Raw genomic sequence first — 25,777 nt, 5'->3', positions numbered from 1 at the left:
AACGTCGTTTCTGCGCCTTTCAGTGATTCCCGAGGGCCGCGGAGATCGCGGCGAGCTTCCGCTCGAGCTCCCCGATGGCCTCGCCGGTCCCGTCGAGCTTCTGCGTCCTCGCATCCGCCTCGACGCGCCGGGCGATCTCGTAGATGTCGGTGAACCCCAGGTTGGCCGAGGCCCCCTTCAGGGAGTGGGCCGACATCATGATGCCCTGGCTGTTTCGCGCCGTGTAGGCCTCGCGCAGCCTGTTCAGATCCGCCTCGCCGACACTGACGAACAGCTCGACCATCTCCCGGAAATCCTGCTCGTCGAGCCCGATCGTCTCCGCCATCTCGTTGAAATTCATTGCTCACTCCGGTCTTCTGTCTTGTCCTTCTTTTCGTCTCTTCCGCTCTTCCTCACTTCTGCGCTTCCCCGCTTCTATCCTTTCGCCGGTACCCACTTCCGGAGCATCTCCTCGATGGCCTCCCTGCGGATCGGCTTCGTGATGTAATCATCCATGCCGGCCGCGAGGCACTTCTCCCGGTCGCCCTGCATGGCATTGGCCGTCATGGCCACGATCGCAAGACGCTTCCCGCCGGCCCGCTCGGCCTGCCGGATGGCCGCCGTGGCCTCGTAGCCGTCCATCTCGGGCATGTGGCAGTCCATGAACACGAGGTCGTAGGCGGCGCGGGCCAGCCGCTCGAGGACTTCCCGGCCGTTGCCCGCGACGTCGACGACCAGGTTGAATTTCTCGAGCATCCGGATGGCCAGCTTCTGGTTCACGGGGTTGTCCTCCGCCACCAGCACGCGCACCCGCTCGGGCGCCGCCGCCGCGGGCTCGGGCGCCTTTTTCTCCGCGCGGGCCTCGGCGAGGCTGTGCCGGGTGATGAGCGGCACGGTCTGCCCCTTGAGGGCGGCGCTCCAGGCGGTCGCCAGGGCATCCATCAGGATGGACTGGTGCACCGGCTTGACCAGGTAGGCCGCGAAGCCCACGTCCTGCATCCGCTTGGCGTCGCCGCGCTTGCCGATGGAGGCGATCATGATGAGCACGGTGGGCCGGAGCCGCTCGTCCTGCTTGATCTTGCGGCCCAGCTCCTCGCTCGCGCTGTGCTCGTCGTGGTAGGCGATGACGGCGATCCGGAAGGGGTCCCCGGCCTCGTGGGCTTCGAGCAGCATCCGGTAGGCCTCGTCGCTCGAGCTGCAGCTCGCGTGACGCATGCCCCAGCCGGCGACCTGCTCCTCCAGGGTCCGGCGGTTGATCTCCCGGTCGTCGACGATGAGAAGCCGGACGCCCGAGAGATCGGCCTCCTCGATCACCGAGGCAACCGCCTCGGGATCGACCGCCATCGGCAGGGAGAACCAAAACGTGGAGCCCATCCCCTCCCGGCTCGTCACCCCGATCGTGCCGCCCATGCACTCGACGAGCTGCTTGGAGATGGCCAGCCCCAGCCCCGTGCCGCCGTAGCGGCGCGTCGTGGACGCGTCGGCCTGGGTGAATTTCTCGAAGATGTACTCCAGCTTCGACTCGGGGATGCCGATGCCCGTGTCCTCCACGCTGAAGCGGAAGACCGGCGGGCCGTCGGGCTTCGTCTCGCAGCTGACGGTGATGATGACGTGGCCCTCCGCGGTGAACTTGACGGCGTTGCTCACCAGGTTGGTCAGCACCTGCCGGATACGTCCCGGGTCGCCGATCACGCGGCGCGCATCCCCGCAGAGATAGCGCACGATCAGGCTCAGCCCCTTCTCGTCGGCCTTGACGGCCAGCATGTCGGCGAGCTTCTCCACCGTGGTGCGCAGATCGAAGGGGATGGGCTCGATCGTGAGCTTCCCCGCCTCGATCTTCGAGAAGTCCAGGATGTCGTTGATGAGCGCCAGCAGGCTTTCCGCCGACGCCTTGACGGCCTCGGCATACTCGCGCTGCTCGCCGTCGAGATCGGTCTCCATGAGCAGTGTCGAAAACCCGATGATGCCGTTCATGGGCGTGCGGATCTCGTGGCTCATGTTGGCCAGGAACTCCGACTTGGCGCGGTTGGCCGCCTCGGCGGCCTGGGCCATGATCCCGGCCCGCTCGATGGACTCCTCGAGCTGGCGGTTGATGGCCTCGAGCTCGCGGTTGACCCGCTCGGCCTCCTCCTTCGCCTTCTTCAGGCCCTCCTCGGCCTGCTTGCGCTCCGTGATGTCCAGCATGGAGACGAGGCTGTGCCCGGTGCCCGGGATCATGGCGACGCTCAGCAGGACGTGCCGGACGCGGCCCGCTCCGTCCCGCACCTTGAGCTCATAGCGGTGGGGCGCCGCGTCGGGGTTCTCGCGCCTCCGGTCGTGATACTCCTTGAGCCGCATCAGCTCGTCGGGCGGGGTGAACTCGATCCAGCTGCGCCGGCCCTCGATCTCGTGCCGGGGCAGCCCGGTGAACCGCTCGAACTCCGCATTCACGAGCCGGATGGTCGTGTCCTCCTCGACGATCAGCATGGCCGTGCCGGAACCGTCGAAGAGGGCCCGGTACATCATCTCCGACTCCCGGAGGGCCGCCTCGGCGCGTTTGATCTCGGTGAGGTCGACCACGATGCCCCGGATGCCCGCGGCCTTCCCGCCCCGGATGATCGGCGAGGCGTTGATCATCACGGGGAAGGTCCGCCCGTCCTTGCGCCGGGCCGTGTACTCCACGTCGGGCAGGACTTCCCCCTTCAGGATCCGGATGATGTTGCTCTGGATGCGGTCCCGGTCCTCGGGGACGAAGATGTCGAGGGCGTTGATGCCCCGCGCCAGGTCCTCCGGCGTGTACTGCAGCACCTCGAGGCCCCTGCGGTTGCCGAAGGTGATCCGGCCGGTCACGTCGGTCTCGAAGACGATCTGCGGCAGCGAGTCGGCCAGGTCCCGCGTCCGGCGCTCGCTTTCCTCCATGGCCCGCAGGACCCGCTTCTGCTCGGAGATGTCGACGAAGCTCTCGATAAGGCAGCGCCTGCCGTTCATGGATGCCGGAACGACGGTCTTGATGATGGGGATGTCCCTGCCGCCGGCCGAGCGGAGGATGCGCTCGGACTGGTGGACCGCCTGGCCGAGGTCCGTGACGGGGCAGGCGCCCTTCTCGGCAGGGCAGACGAACTGATGGCAGACGGAGCCGATGATCTCGTCCCGGGGAAGGCCGATCATGCGCGCCGCCGCCGGGTTGGCGTCCATGATCCGGTGCGTGGCCGGGTCGATGACGAGAATGCCCGTGTGCACCGCGTCAAAGAGTGCCTTCAGGTATTCCTCCTGGCCGACCGGCGGGTACTGTTCCCCCTCGGTGGGTTTCCGAGCCTCGATTCTCATTCCGTCCCCTGTTCCAATCCTCCCGTGAAGCGCCCGGGGCCGCAGGCGCTGATCCTCCTCGGCAGGCCGCACGCACGGCACCGCCAAGACATCGATGCACGAAGCATACCAGGGAAACGGCATGGAATCCGCGCCGCCGCCTTTATGGATTTTCCCTTTTGTGTTAAGAGGATGGGAAAGGAGGACGCATCGAATGGCCTGGAAGATCCTTTCCCGGATCAGCGGGCTGCTGGTCTGGGCAATACCGGCTGCCATGATGCTCGGGTTTGCCGCGGGACTCTGTACGGATCCCGCCCCTCTCAAGGGGCTGATCGTGCCGTTCACGTTCCTGATGGTCTACCCCATGATGGTCACCCTGCGGGTGAAGAAAGTCTTCGAGGGGGGCGACGGGCGTGTGCAGTGGGTCTCGCAGCTGATCAACTTCGGCCTCATCCCCTTCCTCGCATTCGGGGTGGGCCGGCTTTTTCTTGCCGATCACCCCTACATGGTCCTCGGCTTCCTGCTGGCGGGGCTCGTGCCCACCAGCGGGATGACCATCTCCTGGACGGGCTTCGCACGGGGAAACCTCGAGGCGGCCGTGAAGATGACGGTCATCGGGCTGACCCTGGGGTCGCTGGCCACGCCGTTCTACGTGAAGGCCCTCATGGGGGCCCGCGTGGAGGTCGATCTGGCCGGCGTGGCCTCCCAGATCGCCCTCATCGTCTTTCTGCCCATGGCGGCGGGCTACGCGACGCAGCGGGCCCTTATCCGCCGTTACGGGCAGCAGGCCTTTCAGGAGGTCTGGGTACCGCGCTTCCCGGGTCTGTCGACCCTGGGCGTGCTGGGCATCGTCTTCATCGCGCTGGCGCTCAAGGCGAGGGACATCGCGGGAGCGCCCGATCTTCTGGTGAAGCTGCTTGTCCCGCTCGTGATCCTCTACGGGGCCAACTTCTGCCTCAGCACGCTCGCCGGCAAGGCGTTCTTTTCGCGCGGCGACGCCGTGGCGCTCGTGTACGGCACGGTGATGCGCAACCTCTCCATCGCCCTGGCCGTGGCGATGAACGCCTTCGGCCCCGCGGGTTCCGAGGCGGCGCTCGTCATCGCCATGGCCTACATTGTCCAGGTGCAATCGGCGGCGTGGTATGTTAAGTTGACGGACCGGATTTTCGGCCCCCCTGCGCCCCCGGCGAAGCCGTCCGGTGTGTCGTGAAACGGCGGGTTGTTCACGGCCCTCCGGAAAACAGCGTACTTCGCCAAGCGACAGGTAACGAACACAGACCATGAAAACCCCGAAACTGATCCTGGCCTCGGCCTCCCCCCGACGCAGGGAAATGCTGCGGATGCTCGGCGTGGCGTTCACCGTCCTGCACAGCGACGTGGACGAGAACCCGCTCGCCGGGGAGTCCCCGGAGGCCTACGCCCTGCGGCTCTCCGAGGCGAAGGCGAGGGCCGTCGCCGCCGTGCGCCCGGGCCGCTGGGTCCTGGGCGCGGATACGATCGTGACGATCGACGGGGAGCTGCTGGGCAAGCCGCGCACCCCGGACGAGGCGCGCTGCATGATCCGCAGGCTCAGCGGGCGGGCGCACACGGTCATCACCGCCTTCACCCTGTTCAACAGCGAACGCGCCGAGCCCGTCCGCAGGGCCGTCTCCTCGGTGGTGCTGTTCAAGGAGGTGCCCGAGGACGAGCTGGAGTGGTACGTGGCGACCGATGAGCCCTACGACAAGGCCGGCGGCTACGCCGTCCAGGGAAAGGCTGCCGTTCTCGTCTCCGAGGTCCGGGGGTCCTGGACCAACGTGGTGGGGCTTCCGCTCTGCGAGGTCGTCGAGGCGCTCAAGGGGCTGGGCCTGGTGGATTTCACGAGGAGGAACGCATGTCCGAGGTGAGGGAAAACATACTCCGCGTCCGGGAGCGGATCGCCGCCGCCGCCGCGCGGGCCGGCCGCGACCCGGCCGGCGTGCGGCTCATGGGGGTCACCAAGACCGTCGGCGACGACCGGATCCGGCAGGCCATCGAGGCGGGCATCGACATCATCGGCGAGAACTACGTCCAGGAGGCCAGGCGGAAGATCGAGCTCATGGGAAAGAGCGTGGAGTGGCACTTCATCGGCCACCTGCAGACCAACAAGGCCAAGTACGCCGTGCGCCTCTTCGACATGATCCACTCCGTCAACCGGGTGAGCCTCGCCGAGGAGCTCAACCGCCGGGCGGCCGCCGCCGGGGTCGCCTGCCGCGTGCTGATCGAGGTCAACCTGGCCGGGGAGGAATCGAAGAGCGGCGCCGCGCCCGACGAGGTGCCGGGGCTCATCCGCGCAATCGCCGCCGGGATGCCGAGTCTCTCCATCCAGGGGCTCATGACCATGGCGCCCTGGTACGACGACCCCGAGAAGGCGAGGCCCTGCTTCGCCGGCCTGCGGATGCTGCGCGACCGCATCGCCGCCGAGAACATCCCGAACGTGACCCTGCGGGAGCTCTCCATGGGGATGACGGACGATTTCGAGGTGGCCGTCGAGGAGGGGGCCACCATCGTCCGGATCGGCCGGGCGATTTTTGGAGAAAGGACCCGCTGAGGGCGAATGGCAAAAGGCTAACGGAGGACAAGCAATCCCTGCCTTTCGCCTTCGCCTTTCGCCTTATGCCTTTTGCCCGCCCTTGTAGAGGAACCGATCGAAGAACCGGTGGTAGAGGGTCCACTCGGAGTCCTCGGCGCCGGAATTCCCGATGAACTCCTGGAAGGCCATCACCTTGGCGTCGAGGTCGTCGACGTAGTGGACGATAAGGGCCTCCACGGTCTTGGGACGCTTGGGGGACCCGAAGTCGAGCTCCCCGTGGTGGGCCAGCACGATGTGCTTGAGCTCCAGGGCCAGGTCCGCCGGGAACCCCTCGATCGCCGCGATCTTCCGGTCGAGCATCTCGACGCCCAGCAGGATGTGCCCCACGAGCCGCCCCGGCGTCGAGTAGTCGATGGCCCGCTCGTAGGTGAACTCGTCGATCTTGCCGATGTCGTGCAGGATCCCGCCGGCGATCAGCATGTCGCGGTTTGCCGACGGGTAGTGCCCCGCCAGGAAGTCCAGAATCTTCACCATCGAAAGGGTGTGCTCGAGGAGCCCCCCGAGATAGGCGTGGTGGAACCCTTTCGCGGCGGGGGCCCGCTTGAGCCGCGCGGCCAGTTCCGTGTCCCCGAGAAACGCCTCCAGAAGGCGCTTCAGCCAGGGGTTTCCCACGGTGGCCGCAAAGCCCGCAACGGCGGCGAACATCTCCTCGACGTCTCCCTTCGTGCTCGGGAAGTAGTCCCAGGGGTCGATCCCGTTCTCATCCATCTTGCGGATGTCCAGGACGGCCAGCTGTATCGCGTCGCGATAGCTCACGGCACGGCCCTGCACGGAGACGATGTCGCCCTTCCGGAAGAGCGGGTCGAGGGCCGCCACGTTGTCCCATACGCGTCCCTCGATGTCCCCCGTCCGGTCGCGGAGCTTCACGCTCAGATAGGGCGCCCCCTTCTGCGAGTAGGCGAGGTTCTTCTCCATGACGAGGAAGGAGCTCCTCACCTTCTCGCCGGCCTTGATGTCCTTGACGTACAGTGCCTTCACCCGGTTCTTCCCCTCACCCTTTCGCCTTGCGCCTTGTGCCTTTCGCCGCCGGAACACCGGCCGGCAGCACGTGCCGGGCTCCCGCGTACACGACGAACGTCCCGCCCCGCACGTACCCCACGACCGTGATCCCGAGACTCTTCGCGAGTTCCACGGCCCGCGAGGTGGCCGCCGAGTGGGAGACCACGGCGCGGATGCCCATCCGCCAGGCCTTGGACACGATCTCCGAGGAGACGCGACCCGTCGTCAGCAGGACCTTGTCGGCCAGGTCGACGCCCCCGAGGAGCGCCCACCCGCAGAGCATGTCGATCGTGTTGTGCCGCCCGATGTCCTCGCGTGCCGCGAGGATCCCCTGCGGACCGGCGATGGCCGAGCAATGGGTGCCCCGCGTGCGCTCGTGGATTTCCGTGGCCGCAAGCAGCGCGTCCATGAGACCCAGGACGGCCCGTGCATCCAGTGTCGGGCCGGCCGGTGCGCCGGACGCTCCCTTGGCCTGAGCCGTCAGCAGGCGGCTCCCCCGGGCGCCGCTCGAGGCGATCGTCTTTCCCGCCTCGGCCGCGGGGCCCCGCCCCCTGCCGCGGCGGGTCCGGATCTCGACGCGCCCGCGCGAGACGGTCATCCCGCGGATGTCCGCCGCTTCCTCGATCAGGCCTTCCTGCTTCAGAAAGCCGGCGGCCAGCTCCCGCAGGTGAATCCCCGCGCAGGCGATCGTCACGACGCGCCGGCCGTCGGCGAAGACCTCCAGGAGCACCTCGCGCACCACGTCCATCGCGGCGGTCGAGAAGCGTGCGCCGCCGAACCGGCGCAGGCGGAGCCGTTCGATTCCCTCCGTGCCGCGCCGCCGCTTCATCGCTACCGCCTCTCCCGCAGCATCCGGTGATCGCCCACGCGGATCGTGAGCCGGGTCGCATCGAAGTATTCCATGAGGGGAATGATGTATTTGCGTGACAGCCCCGTGAGGTCCTTGAATGTGGCGGGCGTGGCCTTCCCGGCCTTCTGGAGGGCCGCCGTGTAGTCCTCCCGCAGCTTGTCGAGCGGCTCCCTGTGGAAGTAGAGATCCTCGGTGACCTTCACGAGGATTCCCTCGTTGAGGAGAACCCCGAGGACGCTCGCGATCTCGGCCTTCCTCCCGCCGAGGGCCTCCTGCACCTCCTTGACGGACGGCGCCGTGAGCTGCGCATCGCGGTAGATCTTCTCGATCCGGCCGCCCAGGTCGCCCAGGTCGCCCTTGAGATCGACCCGGTGGGCCGCGAGCCGGACGTGCTCCCGGTCGGCGAGGATCTTCTTCTCCTTCTCCAGCTCCTTGAGGGCCATGTTGTAGAGCCGGCTCTCGACCTCCTGGCCCGCCGTCGTCCGCAGCTCCTCCTTGGGCACACCCTCCTTGAGGGGGAACCGCTCGTGGTAGAGCCCGATTTCCCTCAGGAGGTCTTCCTTGAGCCTCTGGTAGGCCGGGAACGAGACGACCCGCGTCTCTTCCCGTTCGACGCGGAGCACGGCCTTCTTCTCGGCCATGTCCCTCAGGACCCGCTCCAGATCGGCCAACGGGATTCCCGTCCTGACGGCCAGCCGGCTCGACGTGAGCCCCCGGACCCCCGCGCGTCCGAGGATCACGGCCGCCCGCTCGGCCGGCGTCCCCGTCCGGAGTGTCTCGAGCTCCGCGGCATGGCGGTCTTTGGCCTTTTTCTGCTTCACCGCGTCGGGGTCGAGGATCTCCCCGCCGCCCACCGTGCGGATGGGGGAGTAGCTGCGCAGGACGAAGCGGTCACGCCCCATGGCCACGACGGGCTCCTCCAGCAGCAGCTGGGCATGGACCTGCTCCCCGGGCTTGAGCTCCTCGCGGTCCAAGAGGATGACCCTCCCCATGATCTCGCTCGTCCCCGTGTGGAAGCGCACGAGCGCACGGTTCTTCAGCACCCGACCGGCCCCCTTGAGATACTCCAGGCGGACGTCGAGCCGCTCCGAGGGCTCGAAGATGCCGGGGTGGGCCACCACGTCGCCGCGGCGGAGCGCGGCGCGCTCGACGCCCTGCAGGTTGATGGCGGTGCGCTGCCCGGCCTCGGCGCACTCCTGCGGCTCGTTGTGCACCTGGATGCCGCGGACCTTGGCCTGGATGCGCTGGGGGAGGATCTCGACGGTGTCGCCCACGCGCACGCTGCCGGAGACCAGGGTGCCTGTCACGACGCTGCCGAAGCCCTTCATGGTGAAGACCCGGTCGACGGGTATGCGGAACAGGCCGCTGTCGGCCCGCTCGCCGATTTGCAGGGCCAGCGCCTCGATGGCCGCCAGAAGCTCCGTGATCCCCTGTCCCGTGACCACGGACACCGGGACGATCGGCGCCCCGTCGAGGAAGGTCGTCCGCATGAACTGGCGGATGTCGTCCTGCACCAGGGCAAGCCAGTCGGCATCGACGAGGTCGGTCTTGGTGAGCGCGATGATCCCGCTGCGGATCCCGAGCAGGGTGCAGATGTCGAGGTGCTCGACCGTCTGGGGCATGATGCCCTCGTCGGCGGCGATCACGAGCAGCACCAGGTCGATCCCGGTTGCGCCCGCCACCATGTTCCTGACGAACTTCTCGTGGCCCGGCACGTCGACGACCCCGAGGGTGTCGCCGCTTCGCAGCGGAAGGGACGCAAAGCCCAGCTCGATCGTGATGCCGCGCTCCTTCTCCTCCTTGAGCCGGTCCGTGTCCACGCCGGTCAGGGCCTTGACGAGCGCGGTCTTCCCGTGATCGACGTGGCCGGCGGTGCCGAGAATGATGTGCTTCATGAATGCCCGTCCCGAAACACGCGCATCCCGCGCGAACAGGCTATGCAATAACAGAATTCCCCCCTTTCCTCAATCCCAAACCCGTGCGCACGGGCGGAAAGCATTCATCGCTGCGGACAAATTTCTCGTTTCTCAGGCATGCAATCAGGATTCTTGAAGCGAAGTCAGGCGTGTTTTGTCGCAATCTGCGCTTGCTCCCCGGCAAGGAAGAACATGTCATGAACGCGCCTCCTCGCGGGATGCGCCCCCGGTCGGTAACCGATCTTCTGGGCCCCCACGCTGCGCTCGGGGTAAACTCCGCGACAGCGGCGCAAAATGTTTGACCCCGTAGGGCGAGTTCTTGCGTCCGCAGCGCAGCAAGCGTTAGATCGGTCGAAAACCGCCTAGTCGCGAAAGAATCCTGGTTGAGTGACTTGACGGCACTGCTTTCCGCCCTTGCGCCCAGCCTCCCTATCCTTTATATACCCCCCATGAGAGTCCTCGGGATCGATTACGGAGAGAAGCGCATCGGGCTGGCCCTCTCGGACGAGCTGGGTCTGACCGCGCGGGGCATCGCCGTCATCGAGCGCACGACGAAGGCGAAGGACCTGCAGGCCATCGCCGCGGCCGTCGCGGAGCACGCGGCCGGCGCCATCGTGGTCGGCTACCCCCTGCGGCTCGACGGCTCGGCGGGCATCCAGTGCGAAAAGGTGGACCGCTTCATCGCGGCCTTGACGGCAGTCGTCCCCGTCCCCGTCATCGCCTGGGACGAGACGCTCTCCACGAAAGAGGCGGAGGAGCTGATGCGCGAGACGGGCGTGAAGCGCGGGAGAAGGCGGGGCATGGTGGACCGCATCGCCGCCGCCGTCATCCTGCAGGATTACCTGAACCGCGCGTCGCGCCGGGGGGGCGGCGATCGATGACATTCGACCGGTCCCGCCTGAACCGCCTCTCCGTCCTTGTGCTCGTCGCGATGGCGGGCATCGCTGCCGCCCTGTGGTTTCAGGGCTCCGCCACCGCCCCGGGCACGGGTGACGAAACGGTCACCGTCTACATCCCCCGGGGCACACCCTTCGGCCAGGTCGTGACCCTCCTCGAGCAGAACGGCCTCGTGCGCAGCCGCCTCTTTTTCCGCGCCCTCGGCTACCTGTACAACGCTCCCCGGCAGGTCAAGGCCGGGGAGTACGAATTCACCCGCGCCATGACGCCCGGCGAGATCCTGCGGAAGCTCGTCAACGGAGACTACAAGAAGCACGCGGTCACGGTGCCCGAGGGTTTCACGGTGCGCAAGATCGCCGCGCGGCTGGCCGCCGAGGGACTCGTCGAGGAGAAGGAGTTCCTGCGGCTGGCCGGGGACAAGAGGCTGCTGGCCGAGCTGAACATCCCGGGTGCAAGCGCCGAGGGGTTCCTTTTCCCCGAGACGTACATCTTCCACAGGGGCGTGGAGGCGGAGCAGATCATCAGGCAGATGGCGGGCCAGTTTTGGGCGAGGGTGCCGAAGGAGTGGATCGCGAAGGCCGAGGCGCAGGGGTTCTCCCTCCTGCAGTGGGTGACGCTCGCCTCGATCATCGAGAAGGAGACGGGGCTCAAGAGCGAGATGCCGCTCGTGGCGGCCGTCTTCCGCAACCGCCTCCAAAAGAGGATGCCGCTGCAGAGCGACCCCACGGTGATCTACGGCATCGAGGATTTTGACGGAAATTTGACACGGCGGCACCTGGAGCGCCAAAATCCCTACAACAGCTACCTCAACCGGGGCCTCCCGCCCGGCCCGATCTGCAGCCCCGGCATGGACGCCCTGCAGGCGGCACTGAACCCCGCCCCGGTGAAGTACCTCTACTTCGTCTCCCGCAACGACGGGTCACACCACTTCTCCGAAACGCTGCCCGAGCACAGCCGGGCCGTCCGGAAGTACCAAATCAATCGAAAATCCAGCGGAAATTAAACTTTTTCCTTGACAGGGACGGAATACGGCCCTACTATTGCATCCAGGTGGAGCAAAGTGGATGATTGTGGAGGGGTCTCTCGCATGTCCGTGTTTCGGGGGAGATATTACCATACGATCGACGACAAGGGAAGAATCATCTTCCCCGCCAAGCTCCGCGAGGTCTTCGCCGAAAAGTACGACAACCGCATGGTCATCACGAACTGGGACGGATACCTGATGGTCTTCCCGTTCGACGAGTGGCGGATTCTCGAAGAAAAAATCTCCCATCAATCCATCCTCAAGAAAGAAGTCCGCGCGTTTCAGCGCTTTTTCATGTCCGGGGCGGTGGACTGCACCTTCGACAGCCAGGGCCGCATCCTGGTCCCCCCGCCCCTGCGCGAGTACGCCAAGCTGGAGAAAGACATCGTCCTGGCCGGCATGGTCCGGGTCATCGAGATCTGGAGCAAGGAGCGGTTCGAGGAGGAGATCCGCAAGTCCGGCGAAAGTATCGAGAGCTTCAGCGATTACATGGCCGACCTGGGAATCTGACGGCCCGGCTCCCCCGGCGTGATTCCCGCGTCCGCTTCCACCGGAGATCCTTGAAACGAACGATGAACGATGCAGGCGCGCCCCCCGCATACCACGAGCCCGTGCTGCTCGAGGAGATCCTCGACTCGCTCAACCTCAGGCCGGGCGGCATCTACGTGGACGGAACCCTCGGCGGGGGCGGTCACGCGAGGGCGATCCTGGCCGCCACGTCCCCCGGCGGCATCCTGGTCGGGATCGACCGGGACGACGACGCCCTGGCCGAATCGGCCCGGGTCCTCGAGCCCTTCGGGCAGCGCGCGATCCTCGTCAAGGGCAACTACGCCGACGTCCGGGAGATCCTCGACCGTCTCGGGATCGAACGCGTCGACGGCATCGTGCTCGACCTCGGGGTGTCGTCCCACCAGCTCGAGTCGGCCGCAAGGGGCTTCAGCTTCTCGAAGCCCGCGCCGCTCGACATGCGGATGGACCGGGGGGCCCCGGTGAGCGCGCGGGACCTGGTCAACCGGGCCGACGCGCGCGAGCTCGAGCGCATCCTGCGAGACTACGGCGAGGAGCGGCAGGCGGGACGCATCGCGAGGGCCATCGTCGAGAGGCGGAGGGCGGCGCCCATCGAGACGACGGACGAGCTTGCGGCCCTCATCGCCTCCGCCATGCCGGCGTCCATGCGCCACGGGAGGATCCACCCCGCGACGCGGAGCTTCCAGGCGCTCCGGATCGCCGTCAACGACGAGCTGAACAGCCTCGCCCGGGGCATCGCCTCGGGGATCGACTGCTTGAGGGAAGGAGGGCGGTTTTCCGTTCTCTCCTTCCACTCGCTGGAGGACCGGATGGTCAAGGAGTGCTTCCGCGACGCCTCGCGGCGGTGCACCTGTCCCTCCGATCTTCCCGTTTGCGCCTGCGGGGGGCGCCCCCGGCTCCGGGTCCTCACCCGGAAGCCCGTCCGGCCAGGAAAGGCGGAGATGGAGCGAAACCCCCGGGCGCGCAGCGCGAAACTGAGAACCGCGGAAAGGATCGGATGATGCCGGTTGCGAAGGTGGCACGGCCCCGGGCGGCGATGGATGTGCGGCAGAGCACGGGCCTGCGTGTCTCGACGCTCATCCTGTCGCTGCTCGTCCTGGTGGCCGTGGCGCTCGTCTACGTCTGGTCGCATCTGCACAACACGCAGCTCAAGTACCAGATCGCCGAGGAGATGACCGTCCGGGAGAATCTGCTGGAGGAGAACCGGAGGCTGAAGGTCGAGATCGCCACGTTGAAGTCGCCCCAGCGGATCGAGGCCATCGCCCGGGAGAAGCTCAAGCTCCAGTACCCCGAGCGGGAGCAGGTGGTCCTGATCAAATGAACGGCAAGTCCAGAAAATGGTTCCGCTTCCGGATCGCCACGATGCTGGCGCTGTTCGCGGTGCTGTTCTGCGCCCTGGTCTTCCGCGCCTTTCACCTGCAGATCATGACGGGGAAGACCTACAAGACCCTTGCCGAGAGGCAGCACAAGAAGGCCCTGCAGCTCTACCCCGAGCGCGGCATCATCTACGACCGCAACGGCGAGAAGCTCGCCGCGAGCATCCTCGCCGACTCCGTCTTCGCCGACCCGTCCAAGATCGAAGACATCGACGAGGCGGCCGCGCAGCTCGCCGCCGTGACGGGCCAGCCGAAAAAGGCGATCGCGCAGCAGCTCGCCAAGTCGAAGAACTTCTGCTGGGTGGCCCGCATGATCACCCCCGCCCAGGCCGAGCAGGTCAAGAACCTCAAGATGGAGGGGGTCTACCTGATCCAGGAGCCCAAGCGCTTCTACCCGAACCGGGAGCTGGCCGGCCAGGTCCTCGGCTTTGTCGGCGTGGACTCCAACGGCCTCGAGGGCCTCGAGATGCGCTACGACGGCTACCTGCGGGGCGAGCCGGAAAAGATCCTCTGGGGCCGCGACGCCCGGGGCAAGAAGCTCTACATGCCCGAGCGATCCGCGGCGGGCAAGAAGGACGAGCAGCTGAGCCTCGTCCTGACCCTCGACAGCCGCATCCAGCACGCCGTGGAGTCGAACCTGAAGGAGGCCGTGCTGCGGACGCGCGCCCGGGGCGGCTTCATCATCGTCATGGACCCGCGGACGGGGGAGATCCTCGCTATGGCGAACAACCCGGCGTTCAACCCGAACGCCTACGCGGGCGCCTCGGCCGATCAAAAGCGCAACAGGGCCATCACGGACTGCTTCGACCCCGGCTCCACCTTCAAGCCCTTCCTCGTGGCCGCCGCCCTCGAGGAGGGCGTCGTGAAGGAGTCGGACCGGTTCTACTGCGAAAACGGCGCCTACCGCGTGGCCAACGCGACCTTCCACGAGGCCAACCGCAAGCGGCACGGCGTGCTCACGGTGCGCGAGATCCTGAAGTACTCGAGCAACATCGGCTCCGTGAAGATCTCCGAGAAGCTGGGCCGCGAGAAGTTCCACCGCTACATCCGGGATTTCGGGTTCGGGCAGAAGACGAACATCGAGCTGCCCGGCGAGATCCCGGGCCTGCTGCGTCCCTGGCAGAACTGGACGCAGGTCGACACCTCCACCATCGCCTTCGGCCAGGGCATCTCCGTGACGGCCATCCAGCTCGTCACGGCCCTGTCGGCGATCGCCAACGACGGCGTCCTCATGCAGCCCCACATCGTGAAGAAGTTCGTCGACGCCAACGGCGAGACGGTGAGGGAGTTCACCCCCACGCCCGTGCGCAGGGTCATCTCCGCGGAGACGGCCCGCCGGATGACGGCCATGCTGACCAACGTCGTGGGCGAACAGGGCGGCACCGGCAAGAACGCGGCCCTCGTCAACGTGGACGTGGCCGGCAAGACCGGCACGGCCCAGAAGTTCGACTTCGCGCTCAAGCGCTTCTCCAGCGAGCGGGTGCGGACCTCCTTCATGGGGTTCTTCCCCGCCGAGAACCCGCGCTTCGTCATGCTCGTCTCCATCGACGAGCCGCAGCTGCACAAGTGGGGCGGCGAGGCGGCCGCGCCCGTCTTCCGGTCCATCTCCCAGCAGCTCATCCGCTGCTTCGAGCCCGACATCGGGGAGACGCCCCCCGTGCAGGAAAAGGAGATCGACACGGGCGCCAGGATCCGGCTCGTGTCGGCACCGGCGGCGGTCCCGGCCGACGGCGCCGCCGCGTACGAAGAGGCCGTCATGCCCGATTTCCGGGGGATGACGGTCCGGCAGGCCGTGCGGACGGCCCAGGAAAAGGGGCTGGAGATCACCGTCACGGGCAGCGGCTGGGCCGTCAGCCAGAAACCGGCGCCGGGCAGCCCGCTCAAGGGACACCGGTCGTGCACCGTGGCCTTCAGCACGGGGGATTGAGAGGCCGACGTGGACTTGCTTGACCTTCTCGAGAATGTCGACGTCCTGGAGGTTCACGGGACGAGGGCGCGGGAGATCGAGGGCATCTGCTACGACTCGCGCCGCTGCGGGGAGGGCTTCCTGTTCGTCGCCGTCCGGGGGGCCAGGTACGACGGGCACCTCTTCGTGCCCGAGGCCGTGCGCCGCGGGGCGAAGGCCGTCGTTTACGACCGGGAGATCGCCCGGCACGCCGGCTACACCGCCATCCGGGTCCGCGACAGCCGCCGTGCCCTGGGGTTGCTGGGCCGGAACTTCTTCGGAAACCCCTCGGGCGCCCTCGGTCTCATCGGGGTGACGGGCACCAACGGGAAGACGACCGTCACCTACCTCCTCGAATCCGTTTTGCGGGAGGCGGGCCACGAGCCCGGCGTCATCGGCACGGTGAACTACCGCTGGGGCTCGACCGTGACGGCCGCCTCGCACACGACCCCCGAGTCCTTCGAACTGCAGCGCCTGCTGGCCGAGATCCGCAGCGCCGGCGTCACCCACGTCGTCATGGAGGTCTCCTCCCACGCGCTGGAGCTCAGGAGGGTGGACGATTGCGCATTCGACTGCGGGATCTTCATGAACCTCACGCGGGACCATCTCGACTTCCACGGCTCCATGGAGGATTACTTCGCCTCCAAGAAGCGCTTCTTCACGGAGCTGCTGGCGGGGGAGAAGAACGGACGCCGGCAGGGCCGGATCATCAACCTCGACGACCCCTGGGGCCGGAGGCTCGCCGACGAGATCGGGGCCAAGGGCCTCACGACCTTCGGCATCGACTCGATCGCCTTCGTCCAGGCCCGGGACGTGGAGTACGACCTCGGCGAGACCCGGGCCGAGATCGAGACCCCCTCGGGCTCCTTCCCGATCCGGGCGCCCTTCATCGGCCCGTTCAACCTCTCCAACATCCTGGCCGCCGTTGCGGCGGCCTGTCACCTCGGGATCCCCCTCTCGGCGATCCAGCGGGGCATCGAGAGCGCAAAGGCCGTCCCCGGGCGGCTCGAGAAGATCAGCGAACCGGGCGAGCCCTTCGTCTTCGTCGACTACGCCCACACGGAGGACGCCCTGCGGCGGGTCATCCGGACCCTCGCCCGCTTCCGCAGGGGCCGGTTGATCACGGTCTTCGGCTGCGGCGGGGACCGCGACCGGGGGAAGCGCCCGCTCATGGGCCGGGCGGCCGCGGAGGAAAGCGACCTGGCCGTGATCACGTCCGACAACCCCCGCTCCGAGGACCCGCTGGCGATCATCGCCGAGATCGAAGGCGGGATCGACGCCGCCGTCATGCAAAAGACCGACCCCGCGGGGCTCCGAGCCGGCCGCAAGCGCTACGCCGTGGTGGAGGACCGGCGGGAGGCCATCGGCCTGGCCGTGGGGATCGCAGAGCCGGACGACATCGTCCTCATCGCCGGCAAGGGCCACGAGGACTACCAGATCCTCGGGACGCGGACGATCCCCTTCGACGACCGGACGGTGGCCCGCGAGGCCCTGGACCGAAAGAGAGGGCGAACGCCGTGACGCGGATGCAGGGCCCCCGATTCGCGCTGCAGGACGTGCTGACGGCCACGGGGGGCACCCTCGTGCGGCAGGGGCGGTCGGACGCGTTCGACGGGGTCTCGACGGACACGAGGACCCTGGCGGCCGGAAGCCTCTTCGTGCCCCTGGCGGGCCCCCGCTTCGACGGGCACGACTTCCTCGGCCAGGCCGCGGCCGCGGGCGCCGCGGGGGTGCTCGTGGAGCGGGGCCGGGAAGGCCTCCTGCGCGGCATCGACGGTTCGACGGCGGCCGTCGCCGTCGAGAACACGCTCAGGGCCCTGGGGGACCTGGCCCGCTTCTGGCGCAGCCGCTTCGACATCCCCGTCGTGGCCGTCACCGGGAGCACGGGGAAGACGACGACCAAGGAGATGGCCGCGGCCATCATGGGACAGGAGAAGAACCTGCTCAAGAGCGAGGGCAACCTCAACAACCTCGTGGGGCTCCCGCTGACGATCCTCCGGATGAACGAAACCCACGAGGCCGCCGTCCTCGAGATGGGGACGAACCGCCGCGGCGAGATCGCCCGCCTCACGGAGATCGCGGCACCCACCGTGGGCGTCGTCACCAACGTGGGCCCCGCCCACCTCGAGGGGCTCCGGTCCCTCGAGACGATCCGGGAGGAGAAGGGGGACCTCTACCGAGTCATGGACGGCCGGGGCACGGCGGTGATCAACCTCGACGACGGGTCGCTGGCCCCCTGGGCGCAGCGGTGGAAGGGCCGGATGATCACCTTCGGGATCGACACGGACGCCGACGTGACGGCCTCCCGCATCGCCCACGAGGCCGAGCGGGGCACCGTGTTCACGCTGCTCATTGACGGGGCCTCGCGGGAGATCCTGCTGCCCGTGCTGGGGTTCCACAACGTCTCGAACGCCCTGGCCGCGGCGGCCGCGGCGAAGGGCGCCGGCTTCGGGTTCGACGCGATCTGCCGGGGGCTCATGGCCTTCCGGCCCGTGGGCGGGCGCATGGAGGTCTGGCGGCTGAAAAACGGCGCCTTGCTCATCGACGACACGTACAACGCCAACCCCGCCTCGGTGGCGGCGGCGCTCAGGACGCTGCAGGGCCTCAAGGGGGAGTGCACGAGCACGGTGATCCTGGGGGACATGCTGGAGCTGGGCGACGAGGCGGAGCGGTACCACGAGGAGATCGGCCGGGCACTGGCCGATACCGGCGTCGGCAAGGCCTACCTCCGGGGGGATTTCGCCCGGGCGACGGCGAAGGGGGCCGTGAAGCGCGGGATGCGGAGCGACAGGGTGATCGTCGACCTCTCCACCGAGGAGACGGTGGCCCATCTGAAGGCCTGCCTCAAGGCGGGCGACTGGGTCCTCGTCAAGGGCTCGAGGAAGATGAGGATGGAAGAGATCGTCCGGGCGATCGTGGACACGATCGGGGTTGCAAAGTGAAAAGGACCTGTGATAGGGATACGACCTCAATCTGTAGGGGCAGGAGGCCCCCGCGTCCCCAACTGCTTGTGCACCGGGTTGGGGTTTTGTATTTTGGAGGTCCGCTGCATTGATCTATCACCTGCTGTACCCGCTCCACGAGACCATCTCGTACTTCAACGTGTTCCGGTACATCACGTTCCGGACGATCTACGCGACGATCACGGCCCTGGTGATCTGCTTCGTCGTCGGCCCCTGGCTCATCCGCAAGCTCGAGGCGCTGCAGATCGGGCAGACCATCCGCGAGGACGGTCCCGGCTCGCACCAGGCCAAGTCGGGAACGCCCACCATGGGCGGCATCATGATCATCTTCTCCGTGGTCGTCTCGACGCTGCTGTGGGCCAACCTGACCAACGACTACATCTGGATGCTCATCGCCGTCACCGCCGGGTTCGGCCTCATCGGCTTCCTCGACGACTTCCGCAAGCTCACGAAGCGCAACAGCAAGGGGATCCCGGGATGGGTCCGGCTCGCCCTGGAATTCGCCATCGCCCTGTTCATCGGGGTCATCCTCTACATCAAGCCCACCTTCAGCCAGGCGATCACGATCCCCTTCTTCAAGACCATGCTGCCGGACCTGGGCTGGGGGTATATCCTGTTCACGACCTTCGTGATCGTGGGGGCCGCCAACGCCGTGAACCTCACCGACGGCCTGGACGGCCTCGCCCTCGGGCCGGCGCTGATCTGCTTCATCACGTACCTGCTCTTCGCCTACTTCGCGGGAAACGCGCGCATCTCCGGGTACCTCCAGATCCCGTACGTGCCGGGGACGGGCGAGCTGTCGATCTTCTGCGGGGCCATGGTGGGGGCCTGCCTGGGCTTTCTCTGGTACAACACCTACCCCGCGCAGATCTTCATGGGCGACGTGGGTTCGCTGTCTCTGGGCGGGGCCCTGGGGACGCTGGCCATCGTGACCAAGCAGGAGCTGCTCCTGGCCATCGTCGGCGGGGTCTTCGTGCTGGAGACCGTGTCGGTCATCTGCCAGGTGGGCTGGTTCAAGATCTCCAACGGCAAGCGGATCTTCCGCATGGCCCCCATCCACCACCACTTCGAGCTGAAGGGCTGGGCGGAGCCAAAGGTGATCGTGCGGTTCTGGATCATCTCGATCATCCTGGCCCTCGTGGCCATCAGCACGCTGAAGCTGAGGTGAGAGCGCATCGTGGAGCTCAAGGGCAAGAACATTCTCGTCATCGGCCTCGGGAAAACGGGGATCGCGGCGGCGCGCTTCGCGGCCGGGCGCGGCGCCTCCGTGACCGCGACCGACGACAAGCCCGAAGCGGAGCTCCGGGAGGCCCTCGGGGCCCTCGAGGGCCTGCCGCTGAAGGTCATCACGGGCGGCGCGGATGCAGCCGTCGTCGCAGGCCAGGACCTCGTCGTGCCCTCGCCCGGGGTGCCGCCCTTCAACCCCCTGATCCGCGAGGCGGAGCGGCGGGGAATCCCCGTCGTGAGCGAGACCGAGCTGGCCTTCCGGTTCCTCCGGGTGCCCGTGATCGCCATCACCGGCACCAACGGCAAGACGACGGTGACGGCCCTCATCGGCCACATCCTCGCAGAAGCCGGCAAACGGGCCTTCGTGGGGGGCAACATCGGCAACCCCCTGATCGGCTACGTCGGGGGGCCGCAGGACGACGAGTGGGCCGTCCTCGAGCTGAGCAGCTTCCAGCTGCAGCGCATCGAGACGTTCCGGGCGCGGGTGGCGGTGCTGCTCAATACCGCGCCCGACCACCTGGACTACCACGCCGACTACGACGAGTACCGGCGTGCCAAGGAGCGGATCTTCGAGAACCAGCAGCCGCAAGACCTGGCCGTCCTCAACGCCGACGAGCCCGGGTCGGCGGCGCTCGCCCGGAGGCTCGCCGCGAAGGTGGCGTTCTTCAGCTCCACGGCCGTGCCCGACGAGGGAATGGGCCTGCGGGGCGGTTCAATCGTGTACCGCACGGCCGGCCGGGAGGTCGAAACCTACCCCCTGTCCATGGTCCGGCTCCCCGGGCGGCACAACCTCGAGAACGTGATGGCCGCCGTGATGGCCGCCCGCTGGGCCGGCTGCGCGCCCGGCGCGATCGCCCAGGCCGTGGGCAGCTTCAGGGGGCTCGCCCACCGGATCGAGTTCGCCGGGGAGCGGGGCGGGGTGGCCTTCTACGACGACTCGAAGGGGACGAACGTCAGCGCCGTGGCCAGGGCCCTGGAGGCGTTCGAGAGGCCCGTGATCCTGCTGCTGGGCGGGCGCGACAAGAACGGGGACTTCGAGACCCTCGAGCCGCTGATCCGCCGGCGCGTCAAGGCCCTGGTCCTCTTCGGCGAGGCCCGCGAGGCCATCGGCGCACGGATCGGGGGCCTCGTGCCGACGCGGGCGGCCGCCACGATGGCCGAGGCCGTCCGGGCCGCTTACGCCGACGCCGCTCCGGGCGACGTGGTGCTGCTTTCGCCGGGCTGCGCGAGCTTCGACGAGTTTCGCAGCTACGCCCACCGGGGCGAGGTATTCAAGGACGTCGTAAACCGGCTCAACGACCGGAAAACGGCAACAGGGGGGCATTGAGAGCATGGCCGACACGCCGGCAAGGGGCAGACGGCCCGACTTCATCCTGTTTTTCGTCGTGCTGACGCTCATCGCCTTCGGCACCGTGATGATCTACAGCTCGAGCTACATGCTCGCCCTGCAGAAATACGGCGACGGGTACTTCTTCCTCAAGAAGCACCTGCTCTTCCTCGTGATCGGGATCGCGCTCATGGTCGCGCTCACGCGGACGCCCTACACGTGGCTGCGGGGCGCGGCCTACGCGGGGATGGGCGTCTCGCTGGTGCTCCTGGCGATGATCTTCGTCCCCGGCATCGGCGTCACGAAGGGCGGGGCACGGCGGTGGCTCAACCTCGGCGTCTTCACGTTCCAGGCGGCCGAGCTCGTGAAGCTCCTCGTCGTCGTGTTCCTGGCCCATTACCTGACGCGCAAATCGGCCCACATCCAGGAGTTCCGCAAGGGGTTCCTCCTGCCGCTGCTCGTCGTGCTCCTCCCCGTGGGACTCATCGTGAAACAGCCCGACTTCGGGTCGGCCGTGCTGATCATGGCGGTGGCCTTGAGCGTCCTGTACATCGCGGGGGCGCGCATCCGCTACCTCGCCGGCTCGCTGCTGGCCTTTGTCCCCCTCGCGGTGACCCTGGTCATGATGAAGGGGTACCGGATGGACCGCTGGAACACCTTCCTCGACCCCTGGAAGGACCCGCAGCACAAGGGGTTCCAGATCATCCAGTCGTTTCTGTCCTTCGGCTCCGGCGGCCCCTTCGGCGTGGGGCTCGGCGACGGGATGCAGAAGCTCTTCTACCTGCCCGAGCCGCACACGGACTTCATCCTCTCCATCATCGCCGAGGAGAGCGGGTTCATCGGCATCTGCGCGGTCATCGTACTCTTCGGGCTGCTGATCGTCCGGGGGTTCGTGATCGCCTTCCGCGTCCAGGACGGCTTCGGAAGCCTCCTGGCGTCGGGGATCACGACCCTGCTGGCCCTCGAGGCCTTCATCAACATCGCCGGCGTCATGGGTCTCATCCCCACGAAGGGGATGGCCCTGCCCTTCCTGTCCTACGGGGGCACGTCGCTGATCGTGAGCTGCATGGCCGTTGGAATTTTGCTGAACCTGTCGACGTACCAGAAGTCGACGCCCAGGGGGACCGGGCTGTGCGAATCGTGATCGCGGGAGGCGGGACGGGGGGTCACCTCTTTCCCGGGGTGGCCATCGCCGAGGAGTTCCGCCGGCGCGACGCGGCAACGGATGTTCTTTTCATCGGGACCCGCCGGGGGCTGGAGGCCCGGGTGCTGCCGCAGATCGGCTTCCCGCTCGCCGTGCTCGACGTGGAAGGCGTCAAGGGGCGGGGCATCGGGCGGTCGCTGGCGGCGCTGGCGAAGGTCCCGCGGAGCCTGCTGGAATCGAGGCGGATCCTCCGCGGGTTCGCCCCGAACGTCGTGATCGGCGTCGGGGGCTATGCCTCGGGGCCCGCCGTGCTGGCGGCCCGCTGCATGGGCCTGCCCACGGCGATCGCCGAGCAGAACGCCGTCCCCGGCGAGACGAACCGGATCCTCGGGAAATTCGTGGACCGCGTGTTCGTCAGCTTCCCCGAGACGGCGCGGTGGTTCCGCCCCGGGCGGGTGCGGGTAACGGGAAACCCGATCCGGGCGGCCATCGCCGCGGGCAGGCGGCGGGCCCGGAAGCCGGGCGAGCCGTTCACGGTCCTCGTCTTCGGGGGAAGCCAGGGCGCGCACCGGATCAACCGGGCCGTCCTGGAGGCGCTGCCGCACCTGGCGGACATGCAGGAGAGGCTCCGGATCATCCACCAGACGGGGAAGGACGACCTCGAGATTGTGCAACAAGGCTACCGCGACCGGTCGATGAGGGCGGAGGTGCTGCCCTTCATCACGGACATGGCCTCGGCCTACGGGGAGGCCGACCTGCTCATCTGCCGGGCGGGGGCCACGTCGATCGCGGAGATCACGGCATGCGGCAAGGCGGCGGTTTTCATCCCCTTCCCCCATGCCGTGAACGACCACCAGACGAAGAACGCCGAACTCCTTGTCAACAGGGGCGCAGCCGAAATGATCCCCGAGAAGGACCTCTCGGGCGAACGCCTCTCGGGGATCATCCGGCGGCTGGCCGGCGACCCGGCGGCCCTCGAGGAGATGGGGCGCAGGGCCGCGGAGCTCGGCAACATCCGGGCGGCGGCGGACATCGTGGATGAATGCATCGCGTTGGTGCAGGGCACCCAGTCACAGGAATGATGGAGTGATGGAATGTTGGAATGATGGGCTCGAAAGGGAAAGGGCTCTGAAAACCCCAATGCTCCATGATTCCAGTATTCCAAGATTCCATAAGCAGGAAAGACCCTGATGCAGAACGGCTATCGCAGAGACTTGATGAAGCGCAAGGTCCGGCGGATCCACTTCGTGGGGATCGGCGGGATCGGCATGAGCGGGATCGCCGAGGTGCTCCTCAACCTGGGCTACGCCGTCAGCGGCTCGGACCTGACGGAATCGGACACGACGCAGAGGCTCTCCGCCCTGGGGGCCCGGATCCACTACGGCCACCGGGAGTCGAACCTCGAGACGGCCGACGTGGTCGTCACCTCCACGGCCGTCAGGGCCGACAACCCCGAGGTGCAGGAGGCCCACCGGCGCAACATCCCCGTCATCCCCCGGGCCGAGATGCTGGCGGAGCTCCTCAAGATGAAGCTCTCCGTCGCCGTCTCGGGCATGCACGGCAAGACGACGACGACCTCCATGGTCTCCACGATCCTCGCCCACGGGGGACTCGACCCCACGATGGTGATCGGCGGCAAGCTCTCGTCGATCGGCAGCAATGCGCGGCTGGGTGACGGGGAGGTGATCGTCGCCGAGGCGGACGAGAGCGACGGCTCCTTCCTGAAGCTCTCGCCCACGATCGCCGTGATCACGAACATCGACCGCGAGCACCTGGACTACTACCGGGACATCGACGACATCAAGGAGGCCTTCGTCCGCTTCGCCAACATCGTCCCCTTCTACGGGGTCACGATCCTCTGCAGCGACGACGAGCACGTGCGGGCCGTCTTCCCGCGGATCAAGCGCCGGACGATCACCTACGGCCTTGCCGACGGGGCCGACTACCAGGCGAAGGCGATCGCCCTCGAGGGGCCCGAGTCGCGCTACACGCTCTACCACAAGGGGGTGCGCCTGGGCGAGATCACGCTGCACGTGCCGGGGCTGTTCAACGTGCTCAACTCCATGGCCGCCTTCGCCGTGGCCCGGGAGCTCGACATGGACTTCGAGGCGATCCGCGCGGGGCTGGCCGCCTACCACGGCGTGCAGCGCCGCCTCGAGGTGAAGGGCGAGGCCGACGGCGTCACGGTCGTCGACGACTACGGCCATCACCCCACGGAGATCCTGGCCACGCTGAAGGCGGCGCGGCAGCTCTGGAAGGGGCGCCTCATCGTCGTCTTCCAGCCGCACCGCTACACGCGCACGCGGGCCCTGTACAAGGAGTTCCTCACGTGCTTCCCCGACGCGGACGAGCTCATCCTGACGGACATCTACCCCGCGAGCGAGCCCCCCATCGAGGGCGTCACGTCCTTCAACCTCTTCAAGGGCATCGAGGCCGTGGGACACCGGAGCGCACGGTACATCCCGACGACGGAAGGGATCGTGGAGCATCTCCGGGAGATCGCCCGCCCCGGGGACGTGATCATCACCCAGGGCGCCGGCAACGTCTGGAAGGTGGGGATGGAGTTTCTGAGAAAGGCAAAGGAGGAGAAGGCACGCCGCTGAGGCGGGCGGGGCGACCCCTCCGCACCCCCGCCCCGGCGGCTGCCATCCCTTTTTGAACGGATGGAAGCTGTGAAGTTCAGAAGTTGAGAAGCTGGGAAAAGAACCTTCCGAAATCTTGTTCAAAACTTCTCAACTTCACAGCTTCTCAACTTCGTATCCTTGAGCGGCAAGGACGGTCATGCAGCACGCGACGGACTGGAGAAAAAGACTGACGGAGATCGCCACGGGCAAGGTGCTCTTCGACGAGTGCATGGACCGCCACACCTCCATCGGCGTGGGGGGGCGGGCCGATGCGCTCGTGTTCCCGGAGAACGCGGAAGAACTGGGCCGGCTCGTCGCCTTCCTGCGCGCCGAGGGCGTGCCCGTCTTCTTCATAGGCAACGGGACGAACCTCATCGTCCGCGACGGCGGGTTCCGCGGCGCCGTCGTCTCCACGAGGGGGATGCGCTCCGTCCGCGTCGAGGGCCGCGGGGAGCACCGGGCGGCGCTGCACGCCGAGGCGGGCGCATCGCTTTCCGAGGTGGTGGCCCTGGCGGCCCGGGAGGGCCTCACGGGCATGGAGTTCTGCGCCGGCATCCCCGGCAGCGTCGGCGGCGGCATCCGGATGAACGCCGGGGCCTGGGGCAGCGAGATGAAGGACGTCATCGAATCGGTGGACTGGCTCAACGGCGGGGGGAACCGCGTGTCGAGACGGCGCTCCGCCCTGCACTTCGAGTACCGCAGCCTCGCCCTGCCCGAGGGGGCCTGCATCTTGGGCGGGGTGTTCGACCTGGCCCGCGGCGACCGCGGGGCCGTCGAGGAACGCGTCCGGGAGATCCTGAAAACCCGATCGGGCAAGCACCCCCTGCAGTACCGCAGCGCCGGCTCCATCTTCAAGAACCCGAAGGGCACGCCCGCGGGGCGGCTCATCGACGAGGCGGGGCTCAAGGGCCTCACCCTCGGCGGGGCGCGGGTGTCGGAGCTGCACGGCAACTTCATCGTGAACCTCGGCGGCGCCACGGCGAGAGACATCATCGGGCTCATCGAGCGGGTGCGCAAGGCCGTCCGCGACAGACGGGGCATCGACCTCGAGCCCGAGGTGCAGATCATCGGGGAGGAGTGAG

General features: G+C 67.6%; 22 protein-coding genes. 17 read left to right on the top strand and 5 right to left on the bottom strand.

Going from position 1 to position 25,777, the window contains the following annotated elements; all coding sequences use genetic code 11:
* Positions 1-19 precede the first annotated feature (19 nt).
* Positions 20-340, bottom strand: a complete 321-nt coding sequence (locus tag HPY67_12125) for an Hpt domain-containing protein (protein NPV05466.1) — start codon at positions 338-340, stop codon at positions 20-22.
* Positions 341-414: 74 nt separating this feature from the next.
* Positions 415-3,285 (bottom strand): PAS domain S-box protein, encoded by a 2,871-nt coding sequence (locus HPY67_12120; protein ID NPV05465.1) that lies wholly within the window; start codon positions 3,283-3,285, stop codon positions 415-417.
* A 193-nt stretch (positions 3,286-3,478) separates the two neighbouring features.
* Here HPY67_12120 and HPY67_12115 point away from each other — a divergent pair, with 193 nt between their 5' ends.
* The 3 genes from HPY67_12115 (at position 3,479) to HPY67_12105 (ending at position 5,833) form a co-directional block, all read left to right on the top strand.
* Positions 3,479-4,474: an arsenic resistance protein gene (locus tag HPY67_12115; GenBank protein ID NPV05464.1), complete on the top strand. Its 996-nt coding sequence runs from the start codon at positions 3,479-3,481 to the stop codon at positions 4,472-4,474.
* Between the two features lie 70 nt (positions 4,475-4,544).
* Positions 4,545-5,150 carry a septum formation inhibitor Maf gene (maf, locus tag HPY67_12110; GenBank protein ID NPV05463.1) on the top strand — a complete coding sequence of 202 codons (606 nt, stop codon included), beginning with the start codon at positions 4,545-4,547 and terminating at the stop codon, positions 5,148-5,150.
* The gene (locus tag HPY67_12105) at positions 5,138-5,833 is read left to right on the top strand and encodes a YggS family pyridoxal phosphate-dependent enzyme (GenBank protein ID NPV05462.1); all 696 of its coding nucleotides are present in this window, start codon (positions 5,138-5,140) and stop codon (positions 5,831-5,833) included. The genes maf and HPY67_12105 overlap by 13 nt, the downstream gene beginning before the upstream one ends.
* Positions 5,834-5,896: 63 nt before the next feature.
* Here HPY67_12105 and HPY67_12100 read toward each other — a convergent pair whose 3' ends face one another.
* Genes HPY67_12100 through selB form a run of 3 tightly spaced genes read right to left on the bottom strand, consistent with a single transcriptional unit; the run spans position 5,897 to position 9,619 of the window.
* Positions 5,897-6,853: an HD domain-containing protein gene (locus HPY67_12100; GenBank protein ID NPV05461.1), complete on the bottom strand. Its 957-nt coding sequence runs from the start codon at positions 6,851-6,853 to the stop codon at positions 5,897-5,899.
* Positions 6,854-6,866: 13 nt separating this feature from the next.
* The gene (fdhD, locus tag HPY67_12095) at positions 6,867-7,703 is read right to left on the bottom strand and encodes a formate dehydrogenase accessory sulfurtransferase FdhD (GenBank protein NPV05460.1); all 837 of its coding nucleotides are present in this window, start codon (positions 7,701-7,703) and stop codon (positions 6,867-6,869) included.
* Positions 7,704-7,705: 2 nt separating this feature from the next.
* Complete coding sequence (selB, locus tag HPY67_12090; GenBank protein NPV05459.1) at positions 7,706-9,619, bottom strand: selenocysteine-specific translation elongation factor; 1,914 nt, start codon at positions 9,617-9,619, stop codon at positions 7,706-7,708.
* A gap of 470 nt (positions 9,620-10,089) precedes the next feature.
* Between selB and ruvX the strand changes: the two genes are divergently transcribed.
* From ruvX to murB, 14 genes are all read left to right on the top strand, one after another.
* The gene (gene ruvX / locus HPY67_12085) at positions 10,090-10,521 is read left to right on the top strand and encodes a Holliday junction resolvase RuvX (protein ID NPV05458.1); all 432 of its coding nucleotides are present in this window, start codon (positions 10,090-10,092) and stop codon (positions 10,519-10,521) included.
* On the top strand, positions 10,518-11,540 hold the full coding sequence (gene mltG / locus HPY67_12080) for an endolytic transglycosylase MltG (GenBank protein ID NPV05457.1): 1,023 nt from the start codon (positions 10,518-10,520) through the stop codon (positions 11,538-11,540). Before ruvX ends, mltG begins: the two co-directional genes overlap by 4 nt.
* A gap of 84 nt (positions 11,541-11,624) precedes the next feature.
* Entirely contained in the window at positions 11,625-12,071 is a 447-nt protein-coding gene (gene mraZ / locus HPY67_12075) for a division/cell wall cluster transcriptional repressor MraZ (protein ID NPV05456.1), read from the top strand.
* A gap of 62 nt (positions 12,072-12,133) precedes the next feature.
* Positions 12,134-13,090: a 16S rRNA (cytosine(1402)-N(4))-methyltransferase RsmH gene (gene rsmH / locus HPY67_12070; protein ID NPV05455.1), complete on the top strand. Its 957-nt coding sequence runs from the start codon at positions 12,134-12,136 to the stop codon at positions 13,088-13,090.
* Positions 13,090-13,410 carry a cell division protein FtsL gene (ftsL, locus tag HPY67_12065; GenBank protein NPV05454.1) on the top strand — a complete coding sequence of 107 codons (321 nt, stop codon included), beginning with the start codon at positions 13,090-13,092 and terminating at the stop codon, positions 13,408-13,410. The genes rsmH and ftsL overlap by 1 nt, the downstream gene beginning before the upstream one ends.
* On the top strand, positions 13,407-15,392 hold the full coding sequence (locus tag HPY67_12060; protein NPV05453.1) for a transpeptidase family protein: 1,986 nt from the start codon (positions 13,407-13,409) through the stop codon (positions 15,390-15,392). Before ftsL ends, HPY67_12060 begins: the two co-directional genes overlap by 4 nt.
* Before the next feature lie 9 nt (positions 15,393-15,401).
* Positions 15,402-16,931, top strand: a complete 1,530-nt coding sequence (locus tag HPY67_12055; protein ID NPV05452.1) for a UDP-N-acetylmuramoyl-L-alanyl-D-glutamate--2,6-diaminopimelate ligase — start codon at positions 15,402-15,404, stop codon at positions 16,929-16,931.
* Positions 16,928-18,352, top strand: coding sequence for a UDP-N-acetylmuramoyl-tripeptide--D-alanyl-D-alanine ligase (locus HPY67_12050; protein NPV05451.1), 1,425 nt, complete (start codon positions 16,928-16,930; stop codon positions 18,350-18,352). The genes HPY67_12055 and HPY67_12050 overlap by 4 nt, the downstream gene beginning before the upstream one ends.
* Before the next feature lie 109 nt (positions 18,353-18,461).
* The gene (locus HPY67_12045; protein NPV05450.1) at positions 18,462-19,541 is read left to right on the top strand and encodes a phospho-N-acetylmuramoyl-pentapeptide-transferase; all 1,080 of its coding nucleotides are present in this window, start codon (positions 18,462-18,464) and stop codon (positions 19,539-19,541) included.
* A gap of 9 nt (positions 19,542-19,550) precedes the next feature.
* Positions 19,551-20,927 (top strand): UDP-N-acetylmuramoyl-L-alanine--D-glutamate ligase, encoded by a 1,377-nt coding sequence (gene murD, locus HPY67_12040; protein ID NPV05449.1) that lies wholly within the window; start codon positions 19,551-19,553, stop codon positions 20,925-20,927.
* 4 nt (positions 20,928-20,931) lie between these two features.
* On the top strand, positions 20,932-22,071 hold the full coding sequence (ftsW, locus tag HPY67_12035) for a putative lipid II flippase FtsW (GenBank protein NPV05448.1): 1,140 nt from the start codon (positions 20,932-20,934) through the stop codon (positions 22,069-22,071).
* On the top strand, positions 22,059-23,153 hold the full coding sequence (murG, locus tag HPY67_12030; protein NPV05447.1) for an undecaprenyldiphospho-muramoylpentapeptide beta-N-acetylglucosaminyltransferase: 1,095 nt from the start codon (positions 22,059-22,061) through the stop codon (positions 23,151-23,153). Before ftsW ends, murG begins: the two co-directional genes overlap by 13 nt.
* Positions 23,154-23,288: 135 nt before the next feature.
* Positions 23,289-24,674 carry a UDP-N-acetylmuramate--L-alanine ligase gene (locus HPY67_12025; GenBank protein NPV05446.1) on the top strand — a complete coding sequence of 462 codons (1,386 nt, stop codon included), beginning with the start codon at positions 23,289-23,291 and terminating at the stop codon, positions 24,672-24,674.
* Between the two features lie 178 nt (positions 24,675-24,852).
* Positions 24,853-25,776, top strand: coding sequence for a UDP-N-acetylmuramate dehydrogenase (gene murB / locus HPY67_12020; protein NPV05445.1), 924 nt, complete (start codon positions 24,853-24,855; stop codon positions 25,774-25,776).
* Position 25,777 lies beyond the last annotated feature (1 nt).

It is taken from the genome of Syntrophaceae bacterium (assembly GCA_013177795.1).
Lineage (GTDB): Bacteria > Desulfobacterota > Syntrophia > Syntrophales > UBA2192 > UBA2192.
Note: the sequence above shows the minus strand (reverse complement) of the source record. Positions and strands in the feature narration are given on the sequence as shown.

Coding starts and splice junctions, on each gene's coding strand:
- ruvX (NPV05458.1), top strand. CDS start 10,090: ATGAGAGTCCTCGGGATCGATTACGGAGAGAAGCGCATCGGGCTGGCC.
- HPY67_12120 (NPV05465.1), bottom strand. CDS start 3,285: ATGAGAATCGAGGCTCGGAAACCCACCGAGGGGGAACAGTACCCGCCG.
- selB (NPV05459.1), bottom strand. CDS start 9,619: ATGAAGCACATCATTCTCGGCACCGCCGGCCACGTCGATCACGGGAAG.
- ftsW (NPV05448.1), top strand. CDS start 20,932: ATGGCCGACACGCCGGCAAGGGGCAGACGGCCCGACTTCATCCTGTTT.
- HPY67_12125 (NPV05466.1), bottom strand. CDS start 340: ATGAATTTCAACGAGATGGCGGAGACGATCGGGCTCGACGAGCAGGAT.
- HPY67_12025 (NPV05446.1), top strand. CDS start 23,289: ATGAAGCGCAAGGTCCGGCGGATCCACTTCGTGGGGATCGGCGGGATC.
- maf (NPV05463.1), top strand. CDS start 4,545: ATGAAAACCCCGAAACTGATCCTGGCCTCGGCCTCCCCCCGACGCAGG.
- mraZ (NPV05456.1), top strand. CDS start 11,625: ATGTCCGTGTTTCGGGGGAGATATTACCATACGATCGACGACAAGGGA.
- rsmH (NPV05455.1), top strand. CDS start 12,134: ATGAACGATGCAGGCGCGCCCCCCGCATACCACGAGCCCGTGCTGCTC.
- ftsL (NPV05454.1), top strand. CDS start 13,090: ATGCCGGTTGCGAAGGTGGCACGGCCCCGGGCGGCGATGGATGTGCGG.
- murB (NPV05445.1), top strand. CDS start 24,853: ATGCAGCACGCGACGGACTGGAGAAAAAGACTGACGGAGATCGCCACG.
- mltG (NPV05457.1), top strand. CDS start 10,518: ATGACATTCGACCGGTCCCGCCTGAACCGCCTCTCCGTCCTTGTGCTC.
- fdhD (NPV05460.1), bottom strand. CDS start 7,703: ATGAAGCGGCGGCGCGGCACGGAGGGAATCGAACGGCTCCGCCTGCGC.
- HPY67_12115 (NPV05464.1), top strand. CDS start 3,479: ATGGCCTGGAAGATCCTTTCCCGGATCAGCGGGCTGCTGGTCTGGGCA.
- HPY67_12105 (NPV05462.1), top strand. CDS start 5,138: ATGTCCGAGGTGAGGGAAAACATACTCCGCGTCCGGGAGCGGATCGCC.
- HPY67_12060 (NPV05453.1), top strand. CDS start 13,407: ATGAACGGCAAGTCCAGAAAATGGTTCCGCTTCCGGATCGCCACGATG.